General features: G+C 30.5%; 20 protein-coding genes. 7 read left to right on the forward strand and 13 right to left on the reverse strand.

Going from position 1 to position 18,480, the window contains the following annotated elements:
- Positions 1 to 48: 48 nt before the first annotated feature.
- Together ES045_RS11710 and ES045_RS11715 are read left to right on the forward strand one after the other, a co-directional pair.
- Positions 49 to 1,959: a DUF294 nucleotidyltransferase-like domain-containing protein gene (locus tag ES045_RS11710; RefSeq protein ID WP_147116471.1), complete on the forward strand. Its 1,911-nt coding sequence runs from the start codon at positions 49 to 51 to the stop codon at positions 1,957 to 1,959.
- Between the two features lie 7 nt (positions 1,960 to 1,966).
- Complete coding sequence (locus ES045_RS11715) at positions 1,967 to 2,629, forward strand: PolC-type DNA polymerase III (RefSeq protein WP_147116472.1); 663 nt, start codon at positions 1,967 to 1,969, stop codon at positions 2,627 to 2,629.
- A 222-nt stretch (positions 2,630 to 2,851) separates the two neighbouring features.
- Here ES045_RS11715 and ES045_RS16750 read toward each other — a convergent pair whose 3' ends face one another.
- The 8 genes from ES045_RS16750 to ES045_RS11750 all read right to left on the reverse strand — a co-directional run bounded on the left by ES045_RS16750 (position 2,852) and on the right by ES045_RS11750 (position 10,314).
- On the reverse strand, positions 2,852 to 2,980 hold the full coding sequence (locus tag ES045_RS16750; protein WP_262712865.1) for a hypothetical protein: 129 nt from the start codon (positions 2,978 to 2,980) through the stop codon (positions 2,852 to 2,854).
- 99 nt (positions 2,981 to 3,079) lie between these two features.
- Positions 3,080 to 3,340, reverse strand: coding sequence for a hypothetical protein (locus tag ES045_RS16675; protein WP_223267244.1), 261 nt, complete (start codon positions 3,338 to 3,340; stop codon positions 3,080 to 3,082).
- A 73-nt stretch (positions 3,341 to 3,413) separates the two neighbouring features.
- Positions 3,414 to 5,180, reverse strand: coding sequence for an ABC transporter ATP-binding protein (locus tag ES045_RS11725; RefSeq protein WP_147116473.1), 1,767 nt, complete (start codon positions 5,178 to 5,180; stop codon positions 3,414 to 3,416).
- A gap of 207 nt (positions 5,181 to 5,387) precedes the next feature.
- Entirely contained in the window at positions 5,388 to 5,774 is a 387-nt protein-coding gene (locus tag ES045_RS11730; protein ID WP_147116474.1) for a hypothetical protein, read from the reverse strand.
- Between the two features lie 7 nt (positions 5,775 to 5,781).
- A complete protein-coding gene (locus ES045_RS11735; protein WP_147116475.1) occupies positions 5,782 to 6,192 on the reverse strand; it encodes a GreA/GreB family elongation factor in 411 nt (136 codons plus the stop codon).
- A gap of 16 nt (positions 6,193 to 6,208) precedes the next feature.
- Positions 6,209 to 7,507, reverse strand: a complete 1,299-nt coding sequence (locus tag ES045_RS11740; protein WP_147116476.1) for a Glu/Leu/Phe/Val family dehydrogenase — start codon at positions 7,505 to 7,507, stop codon at positions 6,209 to 6,211.
- Between the two features lie 377 nt (positions 7,508 to 7,884).
- Positions 7,885 to 9,210 (reverse strand): sigma-54-dependent transcriptional regulator, encoded by a 1,326-nt coding sequence (locus ES045_RS11745; RefSeq protein WP_147116477.1) that lies wholly within the window; start codon positions 9,208 to 9,210, stop codon positions 7,885 to 7,887.
- A gap of 3 nt (positions 9,211 to 9,213) precedes the next feature.
- A complete protein-coding gene (locus ES045_RS11750; protein ID WP_147116478.1) occupies positions 9,214 to 10,314 on the reverse strand; it encodes a sensor histidine kinase in 1,101 nt (366 codons plus the stop codon).
- Between the two features lie 217 nt (positions 10,315 to 10,531).
- Here ES045_RS11750 and ES045_RS11755 point away from each other — a divergent pair, with 217 nt between their 5' ends.
- Positions 10,532 to 11,314: a sulfite exporter TauE/SafE family protein gene (locus ES045_RS11755; protein WP_147116479.1), complete on the forward strand. Its 783-nt coding sequence runs from the start codon at positions 10,532 to 10,534 to the stop codon at positions 11,312 to 11,314.
- A gap of 131 nt (positions 11,315 to 11,445) precedes the next feature.
- Complete coding sequence (locus tag ES045_RS11760) at positions 11,446 to 12,237, forward strand: TerC family protein (RefSeq protein WP_147116480.1); 792 nt, start codon at positions 11,446 to 11,448, stop codon at positions 12,235 to 12,237.
- Positions 12,238 to 12,295: 58 nt separating this feature from the next.
- Here the strand turns inward: ES045_RS11760 and ES045_RS11765 are convergent, their stop codons facing one another.
- The 5 genes from ES045_RS11765 to ES045_RS11785 form a co-directional block, all read right to left on the reverse strand.
- Positions 12,296 to 12,667 (reverse strand): glyoxalase, encoded by a 372-nt coding sequence (locus ES045_RS11765; protein ID WP_147116481.1) that lies wholly within the window; start codon positions 12,665 to 12,667, stop codon positions 12,296 to 12,298.
- An 85-nt stretch (positions 12,668 to 12,752) separates the two neighbouring features.
- Positions 12,753 to 13,232 carry a hypothetical protein gene (locus ES045_RS11770; RefSeq protein ID WP_147116482.1) on the reverse strand — a complete coding sequence of 160 codons (480 nt, stop codon included), beginning with the start codon at positions 13,230 to 13,232 and terminating at the stop codon, positions 12,753 to 12,755.
- Between the two features lie 69 nt (positions 13,233 to 13,301).
- Complete coding sequence (fabV, locus tag ES045_RS11775; protein ID WP_147116483.1) at positions 13,302 to 14,489, reverse strand: enoyl-ACP reductase FabV; 1,188 nt, start codon at positions 14,487 to 14,489, stop codon at positions 13,302 to 13,304.
- A 121-nt stretch (positions 14,490 to 14,610) separates the two neighbouring features.
- Complete coding sequence (locus tag ES045_RS11780) at positions 14,611 to 15,558, reverse strand: phosphoribosylaminoimidazolesuccinocarboxamide synthase (RefSeq protein WP_147116484.1); 948 nt, start codon at positions 15,556 to 15,558, stop codon at positions 14,611 to 14,613.
- A gap of 62 nt (positions 15,559 to 15,620) precedes the next feature.
- Positions 15,621 to 16,574: a PhoH family protein gene (locus ES045_RS11785; RefSeq protein ID WP_147116485.1), complete on the reverse strand. Its 954-nt coding sequence runs from the start codon at positions 16,572 to 16,574 to the stop codon at positions 15,621 to 15,623.
- Between the two features lie 129 nt (positions 16,575 to 16,703).
- On the opposite strand from ES045_RS11785, the gene ES045_RS11790 reads away from it, so the two are divergent.
- From ES045_RS11790 to ES045_RS11800, 3 genes are read left to right on the forward strand one after another with little or no spacing between them, the layout of a single operon-like run.
- Entirely contained in the window at positions 16,704 to 17,543 is an 840-nt protein-coding gene (locus tag ES045_RS11790; RefSeq protein ID WP_147116486.1) for an S-adenosyl-l-methionine hydroxide adenosyltransferase family protein, read from the forward strand.
- Positions 17,544 to 17,566: 23 nt separating this feature from the next.
- Positions 17,567 to 17,851 (forward strand): putative quinol monooxygenase, encoded by a 285-nt coding sequence (locus tag ES045_RS11795; protein WP_147116487.1) that lies wholly within the window; start codon positions 17,567 to 17,569, stop codon positions 17,849 to 17,851.
- Between the two features lie 35 nt (positions 17,852 to 17,886).
- Entirely contained in the window at positions 17,887 to 18,423 is a 537-nt protein-coding gene (locus tag ES045_RS11800) for a GNAT family N-acetyltransferase (protein ID WP_147116488.1), read from the forward strand.
- Positions 18,424 to 18,480: the final 57 nt, after the last annotated feature.

Consider the following 18,480-nt stretch of genomic DNA (forward strand, 5'->3'; position numbering starts at 1 on the left):
ATATGATTGCTCGGTTTACAATCAAATTCATCAACCAATAGCATAAAGATGAAAAACACAATTTCAGAACGCGTTTATGATTTTTTAAAGAACTATCCGCCTTTCAATTTATTACCTGCTACTAAAATATTGGAAATTTCTTCCGAAGTAAAAATTATATATTTAGAAAAAGGGAAAGTTCTTTTCAATCAAAATGACACCAATCACAAACATTTTTACATTGTTAGAAATGGAGGAATTAGTTTGCATAAAAATTCACAAAATAAAAGAACGCTCATAGATATTTGTGACGGTGGAGATATTTTTGGTCTAAGACCCTTGATTAGTAAAGAGAATTATTCGCTAGATGCAATTGCTAATGAAGAGTCTATCGTATACGGAATTCCTATTACTATTTTTGAAGCGGTTTCTGAAAACAACTTTAAAATTAATAAATACCTCTTAACTTCTTTTGCTTCTACCTCTTTTGATCCCTATACAAATGAGCAAAACAACAACATATTTACAGATTATATTTCAAAAGACAATTTAGAATATTCTAATTTACATTCTGTAAATTACACCAAAAAACCTTTAAAATGTACTGTAAAATCGACAATTAAAGAGGCTGCTATAAAAATGAGCGCTCAAAAAATTGGCTGTATTGTAGTTGTTGATGACAAATGTCTTCCTAAAGGAATTATTACAAATAGTGATATTAAAAACAAAATAGCAACGGGCCTTTTCTCAATTGACACTTCTGTGAAAGAAATAATGTCTTCACCGGTAATAACACAGTCTAAAAACCTGACTGTTTTAGACGCCCAATTACAAATGATTAAACACAAAGTTGGTCATTTATGTATTACTGTGGATGGCACTAGTAATTCTAAATTAATAGGTATTTTAACAAACCATGATGTACTCGCATCTTTAGGAAACAACCCAACGGTGATCTTAAAAGAGATTAAACGCGCTAAAAAAACGAAAGAAATTCGCGAAATTAGAAATAAAGTAAACCTTCTTTTAAAGTCTTATTTAGAACAAAACATACCGTTATCTCATATTTCTAAAATTATTTCTGAAATTAATGACAGCGTTACCATTAGAGTTATTGAGCTTTCTTTAAAAAAGATGGATACTCCGCCACCAGTAAAATTTTCTTGGATGGCATTGGGTAGCCAAGGGAGAAAAGAACAACTTTTATACACAGACCAAGACAATGCTTTAATTTTTGAAGACACAACCCAAGAGGACTATTTAGCAACCAAAAACTATTTTTTAAAATTAGCGGGTCATGTTACAAAATCGCTTCATAAAATAGGATACGAATATTGCTCTGCAGAAATGATGGCGAGCAACCCAGAATGGTGTATGTCTTTGTCTGAATGGAAAAATCAATTTAACGATTGGATTATTAATATTGATGAAAAAGCCATTCTATTATCTTCTATTTTCTTTGATTTTAATCATGTTTATGGTGATATTACAATGCCAAAAGAACTGACCACGAATATTTTTAAAACCCTAAATAAAAGCAGTCGTTTGTTTACTTTTTTAGGGAAAGAAGCCATTGCAAGTCCTTCTCCTTTGGGCTTTTTTAAACAGTTTTTAGTAGAAAACAACGGAGATCATAAAGATTCTTTTAATATAAAAACAAGAGCTTTAATTCCGTTAATTAACGCTGCCAGATTATTAACCTTGTCAAATAAAATTTCAGAAATTAACAATACCGCACAACGTTTTGAAAGATTAGCAGAAGTAGAACCTCAAAATAAAGAACTGTATCAATCTTGCTCCTATGCTTTTAAAGCGTTGTTAAAATTTAAAACAAAACAAGGAATATTACATAATGACTCTGGTAAATTTATACAGTTAGAGTCTTTAACTAAAGAAGAAAAGTTAAAACTAAAGAGATGTTTTAAGCCGATTAGAGAAATTCAAGAGGTACTTTCTATAAGATATAATTTAACGATATAAGAGAATTATGATATTTAATTGGTTTCGTAAAAGAGAACAGCTGCTGTTACCTAATTACTTTTTAGCGTATCAAGAAAGTATTGCCAATACAAAAAAACTCCCTATTGAAGAAACAAGGTTCGTTGTTTTTGATACAGAAACAACTGGTTTTTTAAGAAAAAAAGACAGAGTACTTTCTATTGGAGCCATCTCTTTAAAAGATAATATTATTAATGTGAATGCTTCTTTTGAAGTTTATGTAAAACAAAAAATTTTTAAAGCAGAAACAGTTCCTATCCACGGAATTTTAAAAGAAGGCAAATTTGATAAAATTACCGAATTAAATGCTTTAAAACTTTTTTTAAAATATATTGGCAATTCGGTATTAGTAGGACATCATGTAAATTTTGATGTACAAATGATGAACGAAATTTTAAAGAGAAATAAATTACCTAAACTCTTAAATAAGACGGTAGACACGGCACTTCTTTATAAAAAATCGAAACACACAATTTATCAAAATGAAGAAAAACATTATTCATTAGATAACTTGTGTGATGAATTAAATATTTCTAAAAGCGATCGTCATACCGCAAGCGGTGACGCCTATATAACGGCAATCGCTTTCTTAAAAATACTTTCGCGTTTAAATAAAAAAGGGGATCTTAAATTTAGAGATTTACTAGCTTAACTGCTAATTTTTAGGATTAAAAAAAAAAGGAATCTGCTATCTTTCCTTGACTAATTAAAAGCAAAGTGAATTCAGTTGCAAGTTTTGCTGGTTCAGTTGGCACTCCTTTTTTATCGGTTTTGTACCCAGTAATCTCAGAAGGTAAAATCAATCCATTTACGTTATTCCATTTATTATATTTAATTACATTAAATTGATCACTTGGTTCTTTAGAGTTAAATGTTACCGTATGTAATTATCATCTGGTGAAGCACCAACATTTGCATTGTAAGAGATTTCATAACCAGGATATTTTGTTCCTTTAAAAAGTAAATCAGCTATTTTTTCATAAACAATTCCGTTATCTGCCAACACAAAAGGCATTGCATAAAAATAGAAATATAGATTATGATAAAAAGAAGGATTTCCTTTAAAAGTTCCTTTTGCTACCTCATCTAACCAAACTTCTTTTCAGTTGAAACCTAGCGAATATTTTGACGTATTTATGACTGTTTTCCTAGATTTTAAATCTATAGGATGTACTTCTTCTCCTTTGTTAAGAGAAAGAACTTGTGCCTTTCTCCAAGTATTAATTCCGCCATGAGCTTCAAAGACCTTGGCTAATTCTATCGGATAATTTTCTTTTTTAACGGCATCATTTATTTCTTTTTTAGCTTCATTTTTACAAGAAAAAGTAATTACCGTCAACAATAATAAAAGTACTTTTTTCATAAATTTGGTTGTCTTAATTTTAGTGATTTATAAAGTCGTTTTTTAAAAAAATTACATCAATAAAAATTAAGCCTTAAATTTTAGATTGATACGTGTACAAATCATAGTATCTCCCTTTGGTAGCAATCAACTCATCATGCGTTCCTCTTTCGGCAATACTTCCTGCTTCTATCACTAAAATTTGATCTGCTTGTTTTATGGTACTTAACCTGTGCGCAATTACAATGGTAGTTCTATCTTTTACTAATTCCGATAAACTTTTCTGAATTAAAGACTCACTTTCGGTATCTAAACTAGAAGTTGCTTCATCTAAAATAATAATTTTTGGATCTGCTAGAATGGCCCTTGCAATTGCCAAACGCTGTCGTTGTCCGCCAGACAATTTCACCCCTCTTTCTCCAATTAAAGTATCTAAACCATCATCAAAACGATCTGTAAATTCATTTACATACGCCGCTTTTACAGCATCTTGTAATTCTTCTTCGGATGCATTTGGTCTTGGAAACATAATGTTTTGCCTAATGGTACCTTCAAATAAAAATTCGTCTTGTAAAACCACACCTAAGTGCTTACGATAGCTAGATAGTTTTACCTTAGACATGTCTTGATTATCGATTGTAATTGTACCCGATTTCGGATTCAAAAACGTGGCAGACAAACCTGCAATAGTAGATTTACCAGAACCAGAACTTCCTACCAAAGCTGTTACAGAACCCGATGAAACTTTAAAATTAATATTCTTCAAGACTTCTTTTCCTTCTTCATATTCAAAAGAAACATCATCAAAAATAATTTCTCCTTTTATCTCCTCTAAATCAATGGTTCTGTCCTCATCATCTTCTTCTGCTGTCATATTCATTAACTCTTCTGTTCTGTCTAAACCTGCCAAAGCTTCTGTTAACTGACTACCAATATTACTCATTTGTACAATTGGCGCAACCATAAATGCTAATAAAAATGTAAATTGAATAAAGTCACCAAACGTCATGCTGCCTTGTATCATATAATATCCTCCAATTCCCATAACACCTGTAGTTGCCAAACCAATTAAAAGGGTTGACGAACTGGTCATGATAGCAGTTGCAGTCATACTTTTTTTAACATTGATAAAAATATCTGCTACTCCTTTTTCAAATATTTTACTTTCTTGCTCTTCTGCATTAAAAGCCTTAATTACGCGAATACCTCCTAAAGTTTCTGTTAAACGTCCTTTAACTTCTGCATTAATTTTTCCTCTTGCTCTAAATATCGGTCGGATGTATTTGAAAGATTTCAAGGCAATAATTGCAAAAATTGATAAAGGAACAAAGGTGAAAACCGTCATCCAAACATTCATTTTTATCAGAATAACTAACGTTACAATTGCTGTAAAAGAACCACCAATTAATTGCACTAAACCAGTACCTATTAAGTTTCTAACACCTTCTACATCTGTCATAATCCTAGAAACTAAAGCCCCAGATTTTGTATTGTCGAAAAAACTAATAGGCAAAGACAACACTTTTCTTTGTACTTTAGCTCTTAATTCTGATATTAAATATTGTGCCTGAATGCTTAATACTTTTGTTAACATAAAAGAAGTAATAGCTTGTACTAAAATAGCGCCAATAACAATAAATATTAAGTTATATAATTGACTGTAATCTTTATTTGGTACAACCTCATCCATTAATACTTTACTCTGCATTGGCAAAACAAAGCCAGATAAACTACGAATAATTATAAGGACTAAACCTAAAAATACTAAGTTTCTTCTTGGCCAAATAATGGTTTTAAAAGCTTGTTTTAAAGTAACTTTAGGTTTGGTTTTATCTTTTTTTGAATCTTTAAGATGTTGCATAATTTATTTTAAGAATGTAAGTACAGACTGATTGTCAATTTACATGCCACACAAAAAAGATGACACATTAACAAAGGTAATACTATAAATAAGTCTGTCAGTTTAAAGTTTTCAAATTTATAAATACAATACGAACCGTTTTTAGCAGCAATTAAGATGAAAATTTCGCAAAAAAAAACTCCAAAATAAATTTTGGAGTTTTAGTAATTAATTTTCTATAAGAAGTCCTTTAAAGACCTTTCGTTTGATTTCTCTATAGTCTTTTAAATGATTTTGATACAAGTCTCTATTTTTCTTATGCTCATTATGATAAAATAAATCACAATCTAAATCGATACATTCTAAAAACTCACCTACTGTATTTTTATAAGTTAAGAATGTATTATTCGTATTTGTGTTTGTATCCATAAATAACAATAACTTATCTTTTAAATCTTTACCATTTATTCTATTAGATAAAATTTTAACTAAATAACCACATTCTTCTGTAATATAATTTAGATGGTCTAACCACATGTTAATTTCCTCTAAACTTCTATTTTGTAAAACCTGGCTTTCAGATTCATTATTAGATATACCATTAGATTGCTTCATAATTATTTTATTTAGTTACTTTGGCTACTTGTACCACATTTACTACTTTTAATTCTTTTAAACCTCCAGGAAAATCCCACAAAATAGCATCTTCTTTAGCATAGCCCAAAACAGCTGTTCCCATTGGCATCAATAAAGAGATCTTACTCTCTGCAATGTTACTATCTGAAGGCACAACCAACGTAAACGTTTTTTCCCAAGCACTATCTTGAGAGCTCACTGTTACAATAGAATTTAGCCTTACTACATCTTTAGGCATTTCATTTTCAGGAACAACTTTTGTTGCATTTCTTAACTCATCTTGTAGCTTTAAAATGTGGCTTTTAGCGGTTATTGATTCCGCTATTTTATTTAAATTTAAGAGCTTTTCTATTATTAAGAATTCCTTTTCTTCAATAATTAATTGATCATACTTCATTTTTATACATTTATTTCTATGGAAAAACACCTCTTTGGATGTACGTTCTCTCTAACCTTTCTATTGCTAAAACGTAAGCAGCAGACCTCATATCCATTTTTTTAGTTTCAGAAACTTTTAAAACCTTAAGAAAAACCTCTTTCATTTTTTTATGAAGTCTTTCCATTATTTCATCTAATTCCCACAATTCTCCGTTTCTATTTTGTAGCCATTCAAAATAACTACCAATAACTCCACCAGAATTACATAAAATATCAGGAATAATTGCAACACCTCTTTCTAATAGTAATTTTTCTGCTTCTACGGTTGTTGGTCCGTTTGCACCTTCTGCTATTAAAAAAGCTTTTATTTGATGTGCTTTTTCTTCCGTTATTTGGTTTCCTAAAGCTGCAGGAATACAGATATCACAATCTAAACCAAAAAAGTCTTCTTTGTCTCTATTTTCTGAATTAGGAAAACCAACAATACTTCCTTCATTATTTTTTGTGTAATCTAATAAATTTTCAACTACTAAACCTTCTTTATTTATAATTGTACCAAATACATCTTGCACTCCTACCAATTTAGCTCCTTCTTTTTCTAAAAAATGAGCAGCCCAATACCCTACATTACCAAAACCTTGAACAATAAAAGTTTTATCTTTTAAATGTACATTTTTTTGCTCTGCCCAAAATTTTATATTAAGAAAAACACCATATCCCGTAGCTCTATCTCTACCTTCTAAGCCACCAGAACCAATTGGTTTTCCAGTAACAACGTGTTGATTTTTTGATCTTTCTGATGGCTTTTTAGTAGACATATAAGTATCTGCTATCCACGCCATCGTTTGAGCGTTTGTATTTACATCTGGTGCAGGAATATCATGTTCTGGCCCAATATTATCTCCTAAAGCATACGTAAATCTCCTAGTAATACGCTCTAATTCTCCTAAAGAATATTTTTTAGGATCCATTTGAATTCCTCCTTTAGCACCACCATAAGGCAAACCTGCTAAAGCTGTTTTCCAAGTCATCCACATTGCCAATGCTTTTACAGCATCTATATCTATTGTTGGGTGGTATCTTAAACCTCCCTTATAAGGCCCAAGTGCATTGTTATGTTGTACTCTATATCCTTTAAAAATTTCTACATCTCCGTTATCCATTCTTACAGGAAAATGAATAATTAATTCATTGTTTGTTACACTTAAGATTTTTTTAATGTTAGGATTTAAGTTTACCAATTCGGCAGCATGTTCAAACTGCTCCATTACATTCTCTAACATCCCTTGTTTAGAATGTTTCTTTTGTTTTACCTCTTTTATCAATGTCGTCATAATTAAATTATTTCAATTCCTTTTTCACTTTCTGTGAAACTAAAATTTGGTGTTAAAATAGATGTTAGGTTCGTGTTTTTTAAAGTCTCTTCTTCATATTCACTACAAGACCAAATAAAATTTTTATTTGATGTTAAGTTGCAAGAACTTGCATGAAGACATGTATTACATAAACTATTACAATTGATTATCATCATTACATTTTTAATTACAAATGTATCTTTGCAATCGATATGCCAACTCTTTAAAGGAAAAGTAAAAAACACTCTAAAATACTAACATCCATATTTTTATAAGCGTATTTATTTTTACAACAAAAAAGCAGTTGAGGAAAAACTCCTCAACTGCTACTATTCTACTCGTTTTTTAAATAAGACTTATTTTAATTTTTCTCGAAGTGTTTTTCGATCTATCTGAAGAATATTTGCCGCTTTCGTTTTATTATTATTCGCAGCTTGAAGTACCTTTAGAATATAGGTTTTTTCATATTCTTTTAATGATACTAATTCTTGCGTTTTAGAAAAATCTATCTGATATTTTATATGTTCTGGTAAATGTTCTACATCTACAAGGCTATCACACATAATAATAGCTCTTTGAATCACATTTTCTAACTCTCTTATATTACCTGGCCAATGATAACTTTTAAGAATAGCTAAAGCATTTGGCGTAATTTTTAAAAATCGATCCTTATATTCTATTCCGTATTTAAATAAAAATTTAGCTACCAATAACGGAATGTCTGAAAGTCTCTCTAATAATGATGGTACCTCTATCTGCACCACTGTTAACCTGTAATACAAATCTTCTCTAAAACGTTCTTTTTTAATAAGCTCTTTTAAATCTACATTTGTTGCTGCAATTACTCTAACATCAATTTTTTCTGGCTTTTGAGAACCTACTCTCACAATTTCCTTTTCTTGCAAAACACGCAACAATCTTAATTGAGTTGATAAAGATGCGTTGCCAATTTCATCTAAAAAAATAGTACCATTATTTGCTGCCTGAAAAAAACCTTTTCTATCTTTTTCTGCTCCTGTAAAAGCCCCTTTTAAATACCCAAATAATTCAGACTCTAATAAGTTTTCTGGTATGGCGCCGCAGTTTACAACTATAAAAGGTGCTGAGGAAAACTTCCCCATATAATGTATAGAACGTGCAACCAACTCTTTTCCTGTACCACTTTCTCCATGAATAAAAACAGTTGCTTTGTTGTTTTTTAAGCGCTCTATAACTTCCGTTACTTTTTTCATTGCAGGAGACGTTCCTATTAATTCTCCGTACGGTTTTGGTGAAGTTTCCTCTAGTATTTTCTTAACTTTAATCGCTTTAGGTTTTGAATCTAAAGATTTTAAAACAGCCATTTTTAACTCTTCCTTTGTAAAAGGCTTCGTTATATAATCTGCTCCACCAGATTTCATGACAGCTAAAGCACCTTCTATAGACGGAAAGCCGGTTACTACTAATTTTGGAATTTTAGAATAATGTTCTGATGCGTATTTTATCAATTGTAAACCATCTACACTTGGCATTTGTAAATCTGTAATTAATAAATCGATAGAAGTATCTTTTAAAATTTCTAAAGCTTCTTTTACAGAAATTGCTTTGTATGTGTGATAATTTAACGACTGTAAATGTCTTTGAATCAATTCTAAAATATGAATATCATCATCTACAATTAATATGTTTTCTTTATTTAACATGTTTTAATTTTTAGGAAAACAAACAACAAAAGTAGTTCCTTTTGGTACATTTGGTTTGTGTATTATTGTCCCTTTATGACTTTTAATAATTCCGTGAACAACACTTAAACCTAAGCCAGAACCTTCGCCAACGGGTTTTGAGCTGAAAAAAGGATTGAAAATATTTTCTGAATTTATAGATTCAATTCCTTTGCCTTCGTCAGAAATTTCAATTTGAACCACATTTGGTTGCTCATCAACAATAATATTTATTTTACCATTTACAGGTGAGAAATAAATAGCATTGATCACTAAATTAAAAATTACTTGTGTCAACTGTATTTTATCTACCTTTAAGTTAATTTGATCACTTGAATATAGTACGTTTAAGTGTATATTTTTTTTCTTGAAATTAGGTTTTAGCAAACTGATAGATTCATCTATGGTAGCATTTATATTAATTGAAGCCATTTGTTGCGGCATCTCGCAAGAAAAAAACATTAATTTTTTAACAACTTCTCTAGAATAAATAGCACTATTTATCACTTTTTCAAGATCTTCTCGTCCTACTTTATCTTCTTTGTAGCGTTCTTTCAGCAATTCTGTAAACCCTAAAATATTAGCCAAAGGTGTATTTAATTCATGCGCTATACCTGCGGTAATTTCTCCCAAAATAGTAAGTCTACCGGCTCTTTCTATCTGCCTTTTAGCTATTTCTTCTTTTTCGTTTATTTCATTTCGCTCTAAAAAATCGCCAATTTCCGAAGCCACTTTCTTTAACAATAATTTCTCTTCATTTAAGAAGGTGTTTTCAGAAAACTTTTGTCTTGCATAACCAACAGTAATTGCTCCTTTTATCTTTTTAAAAGATTTTATTGCTGAAATAAGAAAGATAGCATCCTCTATTTTTTCTCCTGCAATAACAGAACAATCACCTATTTTAATTTCTACAAATGCTTCTTCTGGAAATCGAATTGCTTTCCTTACACTAACAGATATTTGTTTTAATAAAGACTTTGTGCTTTTAAAATTATCGTTCCGTATGAGAGAACTAACTTTATACAGACAGGTTAATTCTTTAATGCGTTCATTTAACTTATCTTCTATTGAAATGAAATTATCCATCTAACAAAGTTAAATAATTACAAGTTATTATCTTTAATACTTTATAATAGTTATCGTTTTAATAATGTTAAAAGATCTTAAATTTATTACGATACAGACTTAAACACCTATCATTTTTTTTTATTTTCACATTACTTTCTCACAATACATTCAATCACTCGATAATTAGTATTACAGATTGTAAGTGTATCTAAAAATAGAAAATTATATTTGCTACATGAATCTTCAGATTATTTTTGAATCCGTTTTGAATAATTGGCATATTATTTTACTTTTTTTTACAGTCGCCATTTTATACTCCTCTGTTGGTTTTGGCGGTGGTTCTAGTTATTTGGCAATTTTAGCTTTATCTGGAATTATTTTTACACAAATTAGAGCAACAGCACTTCTATGTAATATTGTTGTGGTTCTAGGAAACGTTTACCTGTTTAATAGACAACAAAAAATCGATTGGAAAAAAATAATGCCGCTTGTTTTATTAAGTATTCCGCTGGCATTTTTAGGAGGAAAAATTAAAATAAGTCAGCAATTATTTTTCATTTTATTAGGATTCACCTTATTATTTGCAGCTATTACAATGTGGCTTTCTCGAAAAATTATTGCCTCAAATAACTTAAACAACAACTCAAAACCCTTTAAAAACGGAGGTTTTGGCGGAATTATAGGCTTCATTTCTGGAATGGTTGGTATTGGAGGCGGTATTTTCCTGGCGCCATTATTACATCTTGCAAACTGGGATACCCCTAAAAAAATAGCCGTAACCGCAAGTATCTTTATTCTAGTAAACTCTATTGCTGGTTTTATTGGTCAATATTCAAACCCAGATTTTGTCATTGATTGGAACTTAACATCCGTTTTATTATTGACCGTTTTTATTGGCGGGCAAATAGGAAGTCGTATTAGTACTAACTACTATACTCCTATTCAATTAAAAAAGGCGACTGCAATTTTGATTGCATTTGTGAGTCTAAGAATTTTATATAAGTATCTTTTTATTTAGTTCTGTTTTGTAACTTATTTGTAATAGCCTAAAAGTAAACACTGCAACTTTTTATTATTTTGATAAAAAAAATATTGTGTACTAACTACAATCGAAATATCTTTGAAATTATCAATTAAAAAAAAATAAAAATGTTAGAAATTATTTTCACATTAGTAATGTTGGTCTTACTGCAAGCTGTTCTTGGTTTTGACAACTTACTTTATATTTCTTTAGAGTCTAAAAAAGCGCCAGAAGCAGATCAGAAAAAAGTTAGAAAAAACGGAATTTTAATAGCAATCATATTAAGGATTGTGCTATTATTTGTTTTAGTTTCTATCATCGATCTTTTTCAAGAGCCTTTCTCTTTTTTATCAGCAGAAATAACAGATGTTGTGAAATTTGCATTTAATGGTCATAGCATTATTGTTTTATTAGGTGGTGGTTTTATTATTTACACTGCTATTAAAGAAATTTGGCACATGATTTCTACTAAAGGAATGGAAGTTTCGGATATGGCAACAGATAGAAGCACAAAGTCTTCTAAGGCAGTTATTTTTAGTATTGTTCTAATGAATTTAGTTTTTTCCTTTGATTCAATTTTAGCAGCAATTGGACTTACAAGTGAAATAGAAAATACAACAACCGCATTTATTGTCATGGCAATTGCCATTGTAATTAGCGGATTATTAATGCTAATTATGGCTGATAAAATTTCTATTTTTTTATCAAAAAATAGAATGTATGAAGTTTTGGGCCTGTTTATCCTTTTTATTGTAGGAATAATGTTGGTCACAGAAGGTGGGCATTTGGCACACATTAAAATTTTTGGTGAAGAAATTGTGCCAATGAGTAAAACAACGTTCTATTTTGTGTTGGCCATTTTAATAATTGTAGATGTTGTACAAGGAAGATATCAAAAGAAATTAATGATAGGAAAGTAAATAAAGCTTGTTTTAAGTATAATAAAAAAGTCGTTGTATTTAATTACAACGACTTTTTTTATTCTACTTCAGAAATACTGTCTTTTATTCTTTGCGAAACAATCTGTAGAATCCTTCTATTCATTTCAGATGATTTTTCTGAATAAAACGCAAATTCATCTTCAGAAAAATGACCTATAATAAAACCTAAAGTCATGTTTTTGTAATTATTATCTGTTTTAAAGATAGAAGAAACTCTATTTCTTTTTTTCTTGTCTACTAAAATAGATAAATCAATTTTTCTCTTTTGAAGATAATTTTTAAAGGATGTTATTAATAAATGATGTTGCATTTTTACAACAGGACGAATCACTTCATTTTGGAACTTTTCTACATCTGAAGTTCCATCATTTACTAAATCTGATAAAATTGGTCGTTCTTTTTTATTCATCTTTCTAAAGTTTATTTTAAGGTGTAATTAATGTGAAGGAAGAAAAACAAACTCTTTTCTGTTTTAAGGCTATATAAATGAAACCTTAAGTATCTAACAATTCGTCTAATTCTAATTGCAAATCGTACTGTAAATCTTCGTGTAATTTTTCAATCGCTTTTTTAATCATTCTAACCTGCGTATCAAAAGTACTTTGCAATCTAGTGCTTCTATATATTGAAGGTCGAAATTCTTTCATTTTCTTACAGAAGTACAATAATAATTCTGCTTCTGTTTCTTTCTTTTTAGAATAACGAATGTGTTTTTTTATGGATGTTAATATTTTACGAGTACTCTTTCTAATGTAAAAAAAGCTCTTTGTATTAATCTCATCAAACTGAAGATCTACCTCTTCTTTTATGGTTTGAATGTAAGCTTCTTCATCATGAGATTCAAACAACAAATAGGTGAGTAATTCTTTATTTTCTTTTTTAAACCGAGCCAAATGCAAGCACAACTCTTTTAAATCTGCAGCAGATTTATGAGACAATTCATCTTTAAGTTGTTTTATGGTTACTGCTTTCAATCTTTCTTATAATTGCTAAAAAGACCTCACAAGTTTTAAAAACCTATGAGGTCTCCATGATCTTAAAAATTACTTTTCACTAGGAATTGTAACTACTTCATTTACGTCTTTATCATAATCTACACCTGGTACTTTAAAACCGAATAAGCTAAAAAACTCATTGCTATATCCTTGTAAATCTCCTATTTCTGGTAAATTTTCTGAGGTTGCTTTTTTCCAAAGTTCAGCAATTTCTGCTTGTACATCTTCACGCATTTCCCAGTCGTCTATTCTAATTCTTCCTTTTTCATCTAAAGCTAAATCGCCACCAAATAAACGTTCGCTATACAAACGTTGAATTTGTTCGATACACCCTTCATGAATTCCTTTTGCTTTCATAATTTTATACAACAAAGAAATGTATAAAGGAATTACAGGTATTGCAGAACTTGCTTGTGTTACCAATGCTTTATTTACAGAAACAAAGGCTTTTCCTCCAATCGATTTTAAATCGTCTGTAATGGTAAAAGCGGTTGCTTCTAAATGATCTTTTGCTGCACCAATTGTTCCGTTTCTGTAAACGGGTCTTGTTACATCTGGGCCAATGTAAGAATATGCAACTGTTGTAGCACCTTGAGAAAGTAAATTTTCAGCTTTTAGTGCATCCATCCACATTTTCCAATCTTCACCTCCCATTACTGTAATTGTATTTTCTACATCTTCTCCTTCAGCAGGGTTTATAGATATTTCTGATACTTTTCCTGTATGGAAATCTACTGTTTTATTGGTAAAAACTTCTCCAATTGGCTTTAAAACCGATTTGAATCTTTTTCCTGTATTTGGGTGCGTTCTTACTGGCGATGCTAAACTGTAAATTACCAAATCAATCTGGCCTAAGTCTTCTTTAATTAAGTCTACAACTTGTTGTTTTATTTCGTTTGAAAATGCATCTCCATTAATACTTTTTGCATACAAACCTTCTTTGTGCGCATGTTTTTCAAAAGCTGCTGTGTTGTAATAACCTGGTGAACCTGGTCTTCCTTCTGTTGCTGGTTTGTCAAAAAACACACCAATTGTTGCTGCATCTGAACCAAATGCACTTGTAATTCTCGATGCCAATCCGAAACCTGTAGAAGATCCTAAAACTAATACTCTTTTAGCGCCTTCTATTTTTCCTTTCGATTTTATATAGTCTATTTGATTTATTACGTTTTGCTCACAACCTGTTGGGTGCGACGTTAAACAGATAAATCCTCTTGTTCTTGGTTCTATTATCATGGTAGTTTGTTTTGTTAAAATTCGTTATTAAGAGGAAACATGACGAAGTAATCATTATATTAATACTAAAACTGATGAGACTGTCACGTTGTTCCTCCTCGCAATGACATAACTCGTTATTTTATTTTTTTAAAAACTGAAGTACATTCTTTTCAATTCTATGCATTACCTTTTCTGTGGATGCTTTTACAAAAGCTTCACCAGTAATTTGCTCGTATAATTCGATATATCTATTAGAAATTTCGATGACTTTTTCATCAGACATTTCTGGTATTTGCTGGTTGTCTTGTCCTTGAAAACCATTTTCAATTAACCATTGTCTTACAAATTCTTTAGACAATTGTTTTTGAGATTCGCCTTTATCTTGTCTTTCTTGATATCCTTCCGCGTAAAAATAACGAGAAGAATCTGGAGTGTGAATTTCATCAATCAACACAATTTTTCCTTCTTTCGTTTTCCCGAATTCGTACTTCGTGTCTACCAAAATTAATCCACGAGAAGCTGCAATCTCTGTTCCTCTTTGAAATAACTTTCGAGTATACTCTTCTAAAACAATGTAATCTTCTTCAGAAACAACTCCTGTAGATAAAATGTCTTCACGTGTTATATCTTCATCATGATCACCATTCGCTGCTTTTGTAGAGGGCGTTATTAAAGCTTCCGGAAATTTATCATTTTCCTTTAAACCTTCTGCCATTGCTACACCACATAAAACTCTTTTACCAAGTTTATACTCTCTTGCAGCATGACCAGACATGTAACCTCTAATAACCATTTCTACCTTAAAGGGTTCGCATAAATGACCAACAGCTACATTCTCATCTGGGTTTGCAAGCAACCAATTAGGAACAACATCTGCTGTTTCATTCATCATTTTTGTTGCAATCTGATTTAAGATCTGACCTTTAAACGGAATTTGACGCGGTAAAACAACGTCGAAAGCAGACAATCTATCTGTTGCAACCATTACTAAAAGTTCATCATTAATATTATAAACTTCTCTTACTTTACCTTTGTAAACAGACTTCTGATTAGGAAATTGAAAGTTCGTTTCGTTAATTGTATTCATTATTTGTTGTGTTGTTGTGAGCGCAAAAATAAACTAAAGACTAGTTATTAACAACTAAAAACCTATTCCGTTTCTATACGTTTATAAGCACCTATAATTTTTCTCACCAATTTGTGTCTTACCACATCCTTATCGTCTAAATAAACTTGCGCAATTCCATCAATATCTTTTAAAGCCAATAAAGATTCTTTTAAACCAGAAACTTGCTTTCTTGGTAAATCTATTTGACCAGGATCTCCTGTAATAATAAATTTTGCGCTTTTACCCATTCTAGTTAAAAACATCTTCATTTGATTGTGCGTTGTATTTTGTGCTTCATCTAAAATTACAAATGCATTGTCTAAAGTTCTACCGCGCATAAACGCCAAAGGTGCTATTTGAATAACGCCTTTTTCTATATAAGACTCTAATTTTTCATGCGGAACCATATCTCTTAATGCATCATATAAAGGTTGCATATAAGGATCTAATTTCTCCTTTAAATCTCCAGGAAGAAACCCTAAGTTTTCTCCAGATTCTACTGCAGGTCTGGTTAAAATAATTTTTCGAACTTCTTTCTCTTTTAAAGCTTTTACCGCCAAAGCAACCGCAGTATATGTTTTACCAGTTCCTGCAGGACCAACTGCAAACAACATATCATTCTTCCCCATTAAGGTAACCATTTTACGTTGGTTATCTGTTTGTGGTTTTATCAATTTACCACCAACACCATGCACCAAAACATCTTTAATCTTTCTAGAAGCAGTTGTTTTTTCTTCATCTCCGTTAGATGTTAAGATGCGTTCAATACTATTATCATCTAACTTATTATAACGGTTGAAGTACTTTATCAAACGTTCTAAACGAATTTCAAACTCGTCTAAAAGATCTGGTTCTCCATAAATTTTCAAATTAGAGCCACGAGCCACAATTTTAATTTTAGGAAAATATTTTTTTATCTGCTCTATGGTGCTGTTATGCGTTCCAAAAAAGTCGTTCGGGTTAATTTCTTCTAAGGCTATAATGCGTTCGTTCAAGTGTTTATTTTTTATAGGTTATTGTCTTTTTTATTTCAATTAAAAATAGCGAATTAAATTTCAAAATTGATTAGATTTGCGTAAAATAATCAACAATTTTTCCACACTTAATTAACAGCTATAAAATTAATGTCTCTAATTACTTTAACCTCAGATTTCGGAACGAAAGATCACTTTGTAGGTGCTGTAAAAGGAGCTATTTACTCTGAGCTTTCAGATGCAAAAATTGTAGATATTACGCATGAAATTTCTCCATTTAATATTACGGAAACTGCCTATATTTTAAAAAACTCTTATAAAAGTTTCCCTAAAGGAACCATACATATTGTTGGTGTGGATTCTGAATTAAGTGAAGAGAATAAACACATTGCTTTAGAATTAGATGGTCATTTTTTTGTGTGTCCAGATAACGGCATCATCTCTATGATTGCTTTAGAAATTAAACCTACAAAAATCGTAGAAATTAATATTCACGACAGAGTAGAAAGTAGTTTTCCTGTGTTAGATGTTTTTGTGCAAGTAGCTTGTTTTATTGCTAGAGGTGGAAATTTAACTGTTATTGGAAAAGAAATTGAAGAATTTAAAACAAATGTTGAAATTCAGCCAAAGGTAGATCACGAACAAAATCAAATAACGGGTGGTATTGTTTATATTGATAATTATGGCAACGTAATTACCAATATCAGTAAAAAAATGTTTCATGAAGTTGGTAAAGGAAGAAACTTTAAAATAAACGCAAGAAAGCATTCTTTCTCTAAAATATTTGCAAAATATAATGAAGTTGCTAGCAATAGCACATACAGCCATCAACAATATGAAGGCCATAAATTAGCCTTATTTAATTCTGCAGAATTTTTAGAAATAGCCATTTATAGAAGTAATTTAGACACCGTTGGTGGCGCTTCTTCTTTGCTTGGTTTAGCTTATAGAGACACCGTTACTGTTGATTTTATTAACGAACCTGAATAAAAACTTAACCTTTAAATAAAAGCATGTTTGTAAGAATTGTAAAGATGAGTTTTCATCAAGAACACATCGCAACTTTTGAATCGATTTTTGAAGAAAAAAAACAATTTATTAGAGCTTCTAAAGGTTGTAATTTATTAGAGCTGTATCAAGACAAAAATAATCCTGAAATATTTTTCACTTATTCATACTGGGAAACACCACAAGATTTAGAAAATTATAGAACCTCTAAGCTTTTTACCACTGTTTGGGCAAAAACAAAAGCTTTATTTAATGCCAAGCCAGAAGCTTGGAGCGTTGATAAAAAGTGAGTTTACAATAAAAATTAAGCAAATATTATATATAAATGGATTTCGATTTTACTACTTTTCCTGTTTTAGAAACAGAAAGATTAACCTTAAGAGCGTTAAACTTAGAGGATACAAAAGCAATCTTTGGTTTAAGAACCAACAAAGAGGTTAATGAGTTTATTGATAGAAGAACCCCTAAAAATCTTTCTGAAGCAAGAGCTTTTATTGATCTTATTACTAAGCTAGCTGCAAATAACAAAGGTGTTTTTTGGGTGCTAGAATCAAAAAACAATCATCAATTACTTGGAACTATTGGTTTGCGTAATTTTGAAGATGAGGAAGATTATGCAGAAATTGGCTATGAAATACACCCAGATTATCAAGAAAGAGGCTACATGAATGAAGCGTTTGAAGAAATCTTACAATACGGGTTTAAAGAAATGAGCTTAAAAACGATTGAAGCTTTTACACACAAAAATAATACTGCTTCTAAAGCGTTGTTAGAGAAACATGCTTTTGTTTTTCAACCAGAAAGAACAGATGAAGGTTTTGTGAATAATATTGTTTATAGATTAGCAGTAAGCGGTTCTTAAAATTAAACATATTGCGGTATTCAATTAAAAGAGTTATTAAACACATCTACTTTAAAA

The organism is Polaribacter sp. IC073, from assembly GCF_007997075.1.
Taxonomy (GTDB): domain Bacteria; phylum Bacteroidota; class Bacteroidia; order Flavobacteriales; family Flavobacteriaceae; genus Polaribacter.

What these genes read in the sequence shown, in the direction of transcription:
- ES045_RS11740 (WP_147116476.1), bottom strand. Translation starts at nt 7,507, where the DNA reads ATGACGACATTGATAAAAGAGGTAAAACAAAAGAAACATTCTAAACAA.
- fabV (WP_147116483.1), bottom strand. Translation starts at nt 14,489, where the DNA reads ATGATAATAGAACCAAGAACAAGAGGATTTATCTGTTTAACGTCGCAC.
- ES045_RS11710 (WP_147116471.1), top strand. Translation starts at nt 49, where the DNA reads ATGAAAAACACAATTTCAGAACGCGTTTATGATTTTTTAAAGAACTAT.
- ES045_RS11800 (WP_147116488.1), top strand. Translation starts at nt 17,887, where the DNA reads ATGGATTTCGATTTTACTACTTTTCCTGTTTTAGAAACAGAAAGATTA.
- ES045_RS11755 (WP_147116479.1), top strand. Translation starts at nt 10,532, where the DNA reads ATGAATCTTCAGATTATTTTTGAATCCGTTTTGAATAATTGGCATATT.
- ES045_RS11780 (WP_147116484.1), bottom strand. Translation starts at nt 15,558, where the DNA reads ATGAATACAATTAACGAAACGAACTTTCAATTTCCTAATCAGAAGTCT.
- ES045_RS11790 (WP_147116486.1), top strand. Translation starts at nt 16,704, where the DNA reads ATGTCTCTAATTACTTTAACCTCAGATTTCGGAACGAAAGATCACTTT.
- ES045_RS11745 (WP_147116477.1), bottom strand. Translation starts at nt 9,210, where the DNA reads ATGTTAAATAAAGAAAACATATTAATTGTAGATGATGATATTCATATT.
- ES045_RS11760 (WP_147116480.1), top strand. Translation starts at nt 11,446, where the DNA reads ATGTTAGAAATTATTTTCACATTAGTAATGTTGGTCTTACTGCAAGCT.
- ES045_RS16675 (WP_223267244.1), bottom strand. Translation starts at nt 3,340, where the DNA reads ATGAAAAAAGTACTTTTATTATTGTTGACGGTAATTACTTTTTCTTGT.
- ES045_RS11730 (WP_147116474.1), bottom strand. Translation starts at nt 5,774, where the DNA reads ATGAAGCAATCTAATGGTATATCTAATAATGAATCTGAAAGCCAGGTT.
- ES045_RS11795 (WP_147116487.1), top strand. Translation starts at nt 17,567, where the DNA reads ATGTTTGTAAGAATTGTAAAGATGAGTTTTCATCAAGAACACATCGCA.
- ES045_RS11765 (WP_147116481.1), bottom strand. Translation starts at nt 12,667, where the DNA reads ATGAATAAAAAAGAACGACCAATTTTATCAGATTTAGTAAATGATGGA.
- ES045_RS11735 (WP_147116475.1), bottom strand. Translation starts at nt 6,192, where the DNA reads ATGAAGTATGATCAATTAATTATTGAAGAAAAGGAATTCTTAATAATA.
- ES045_RS11750 (WP_147116478.1), bottom strand. Translation starts at nt 10,314, where the DNA reads ATGGATAATTTCATTTCAATAGAAGATAAGTTAAATGAACGCATTAAA.
- ES045_RS11715 (WP_147116472.1), top strand. Translation starts at nt 1,967, where the DNA reads ATGATATTTAATTGGTTTCGTAAAAGAGAACAGCTGCTGTTACCTAAT.
- ES045_RS11725 (WP_147116473.1), bottom strand. Translation starts at nt 5,180, where the DNA reads ATGCAACATCTTAAAGATTCAAAAAAAGATAAAACCAAACCTAAAGTT.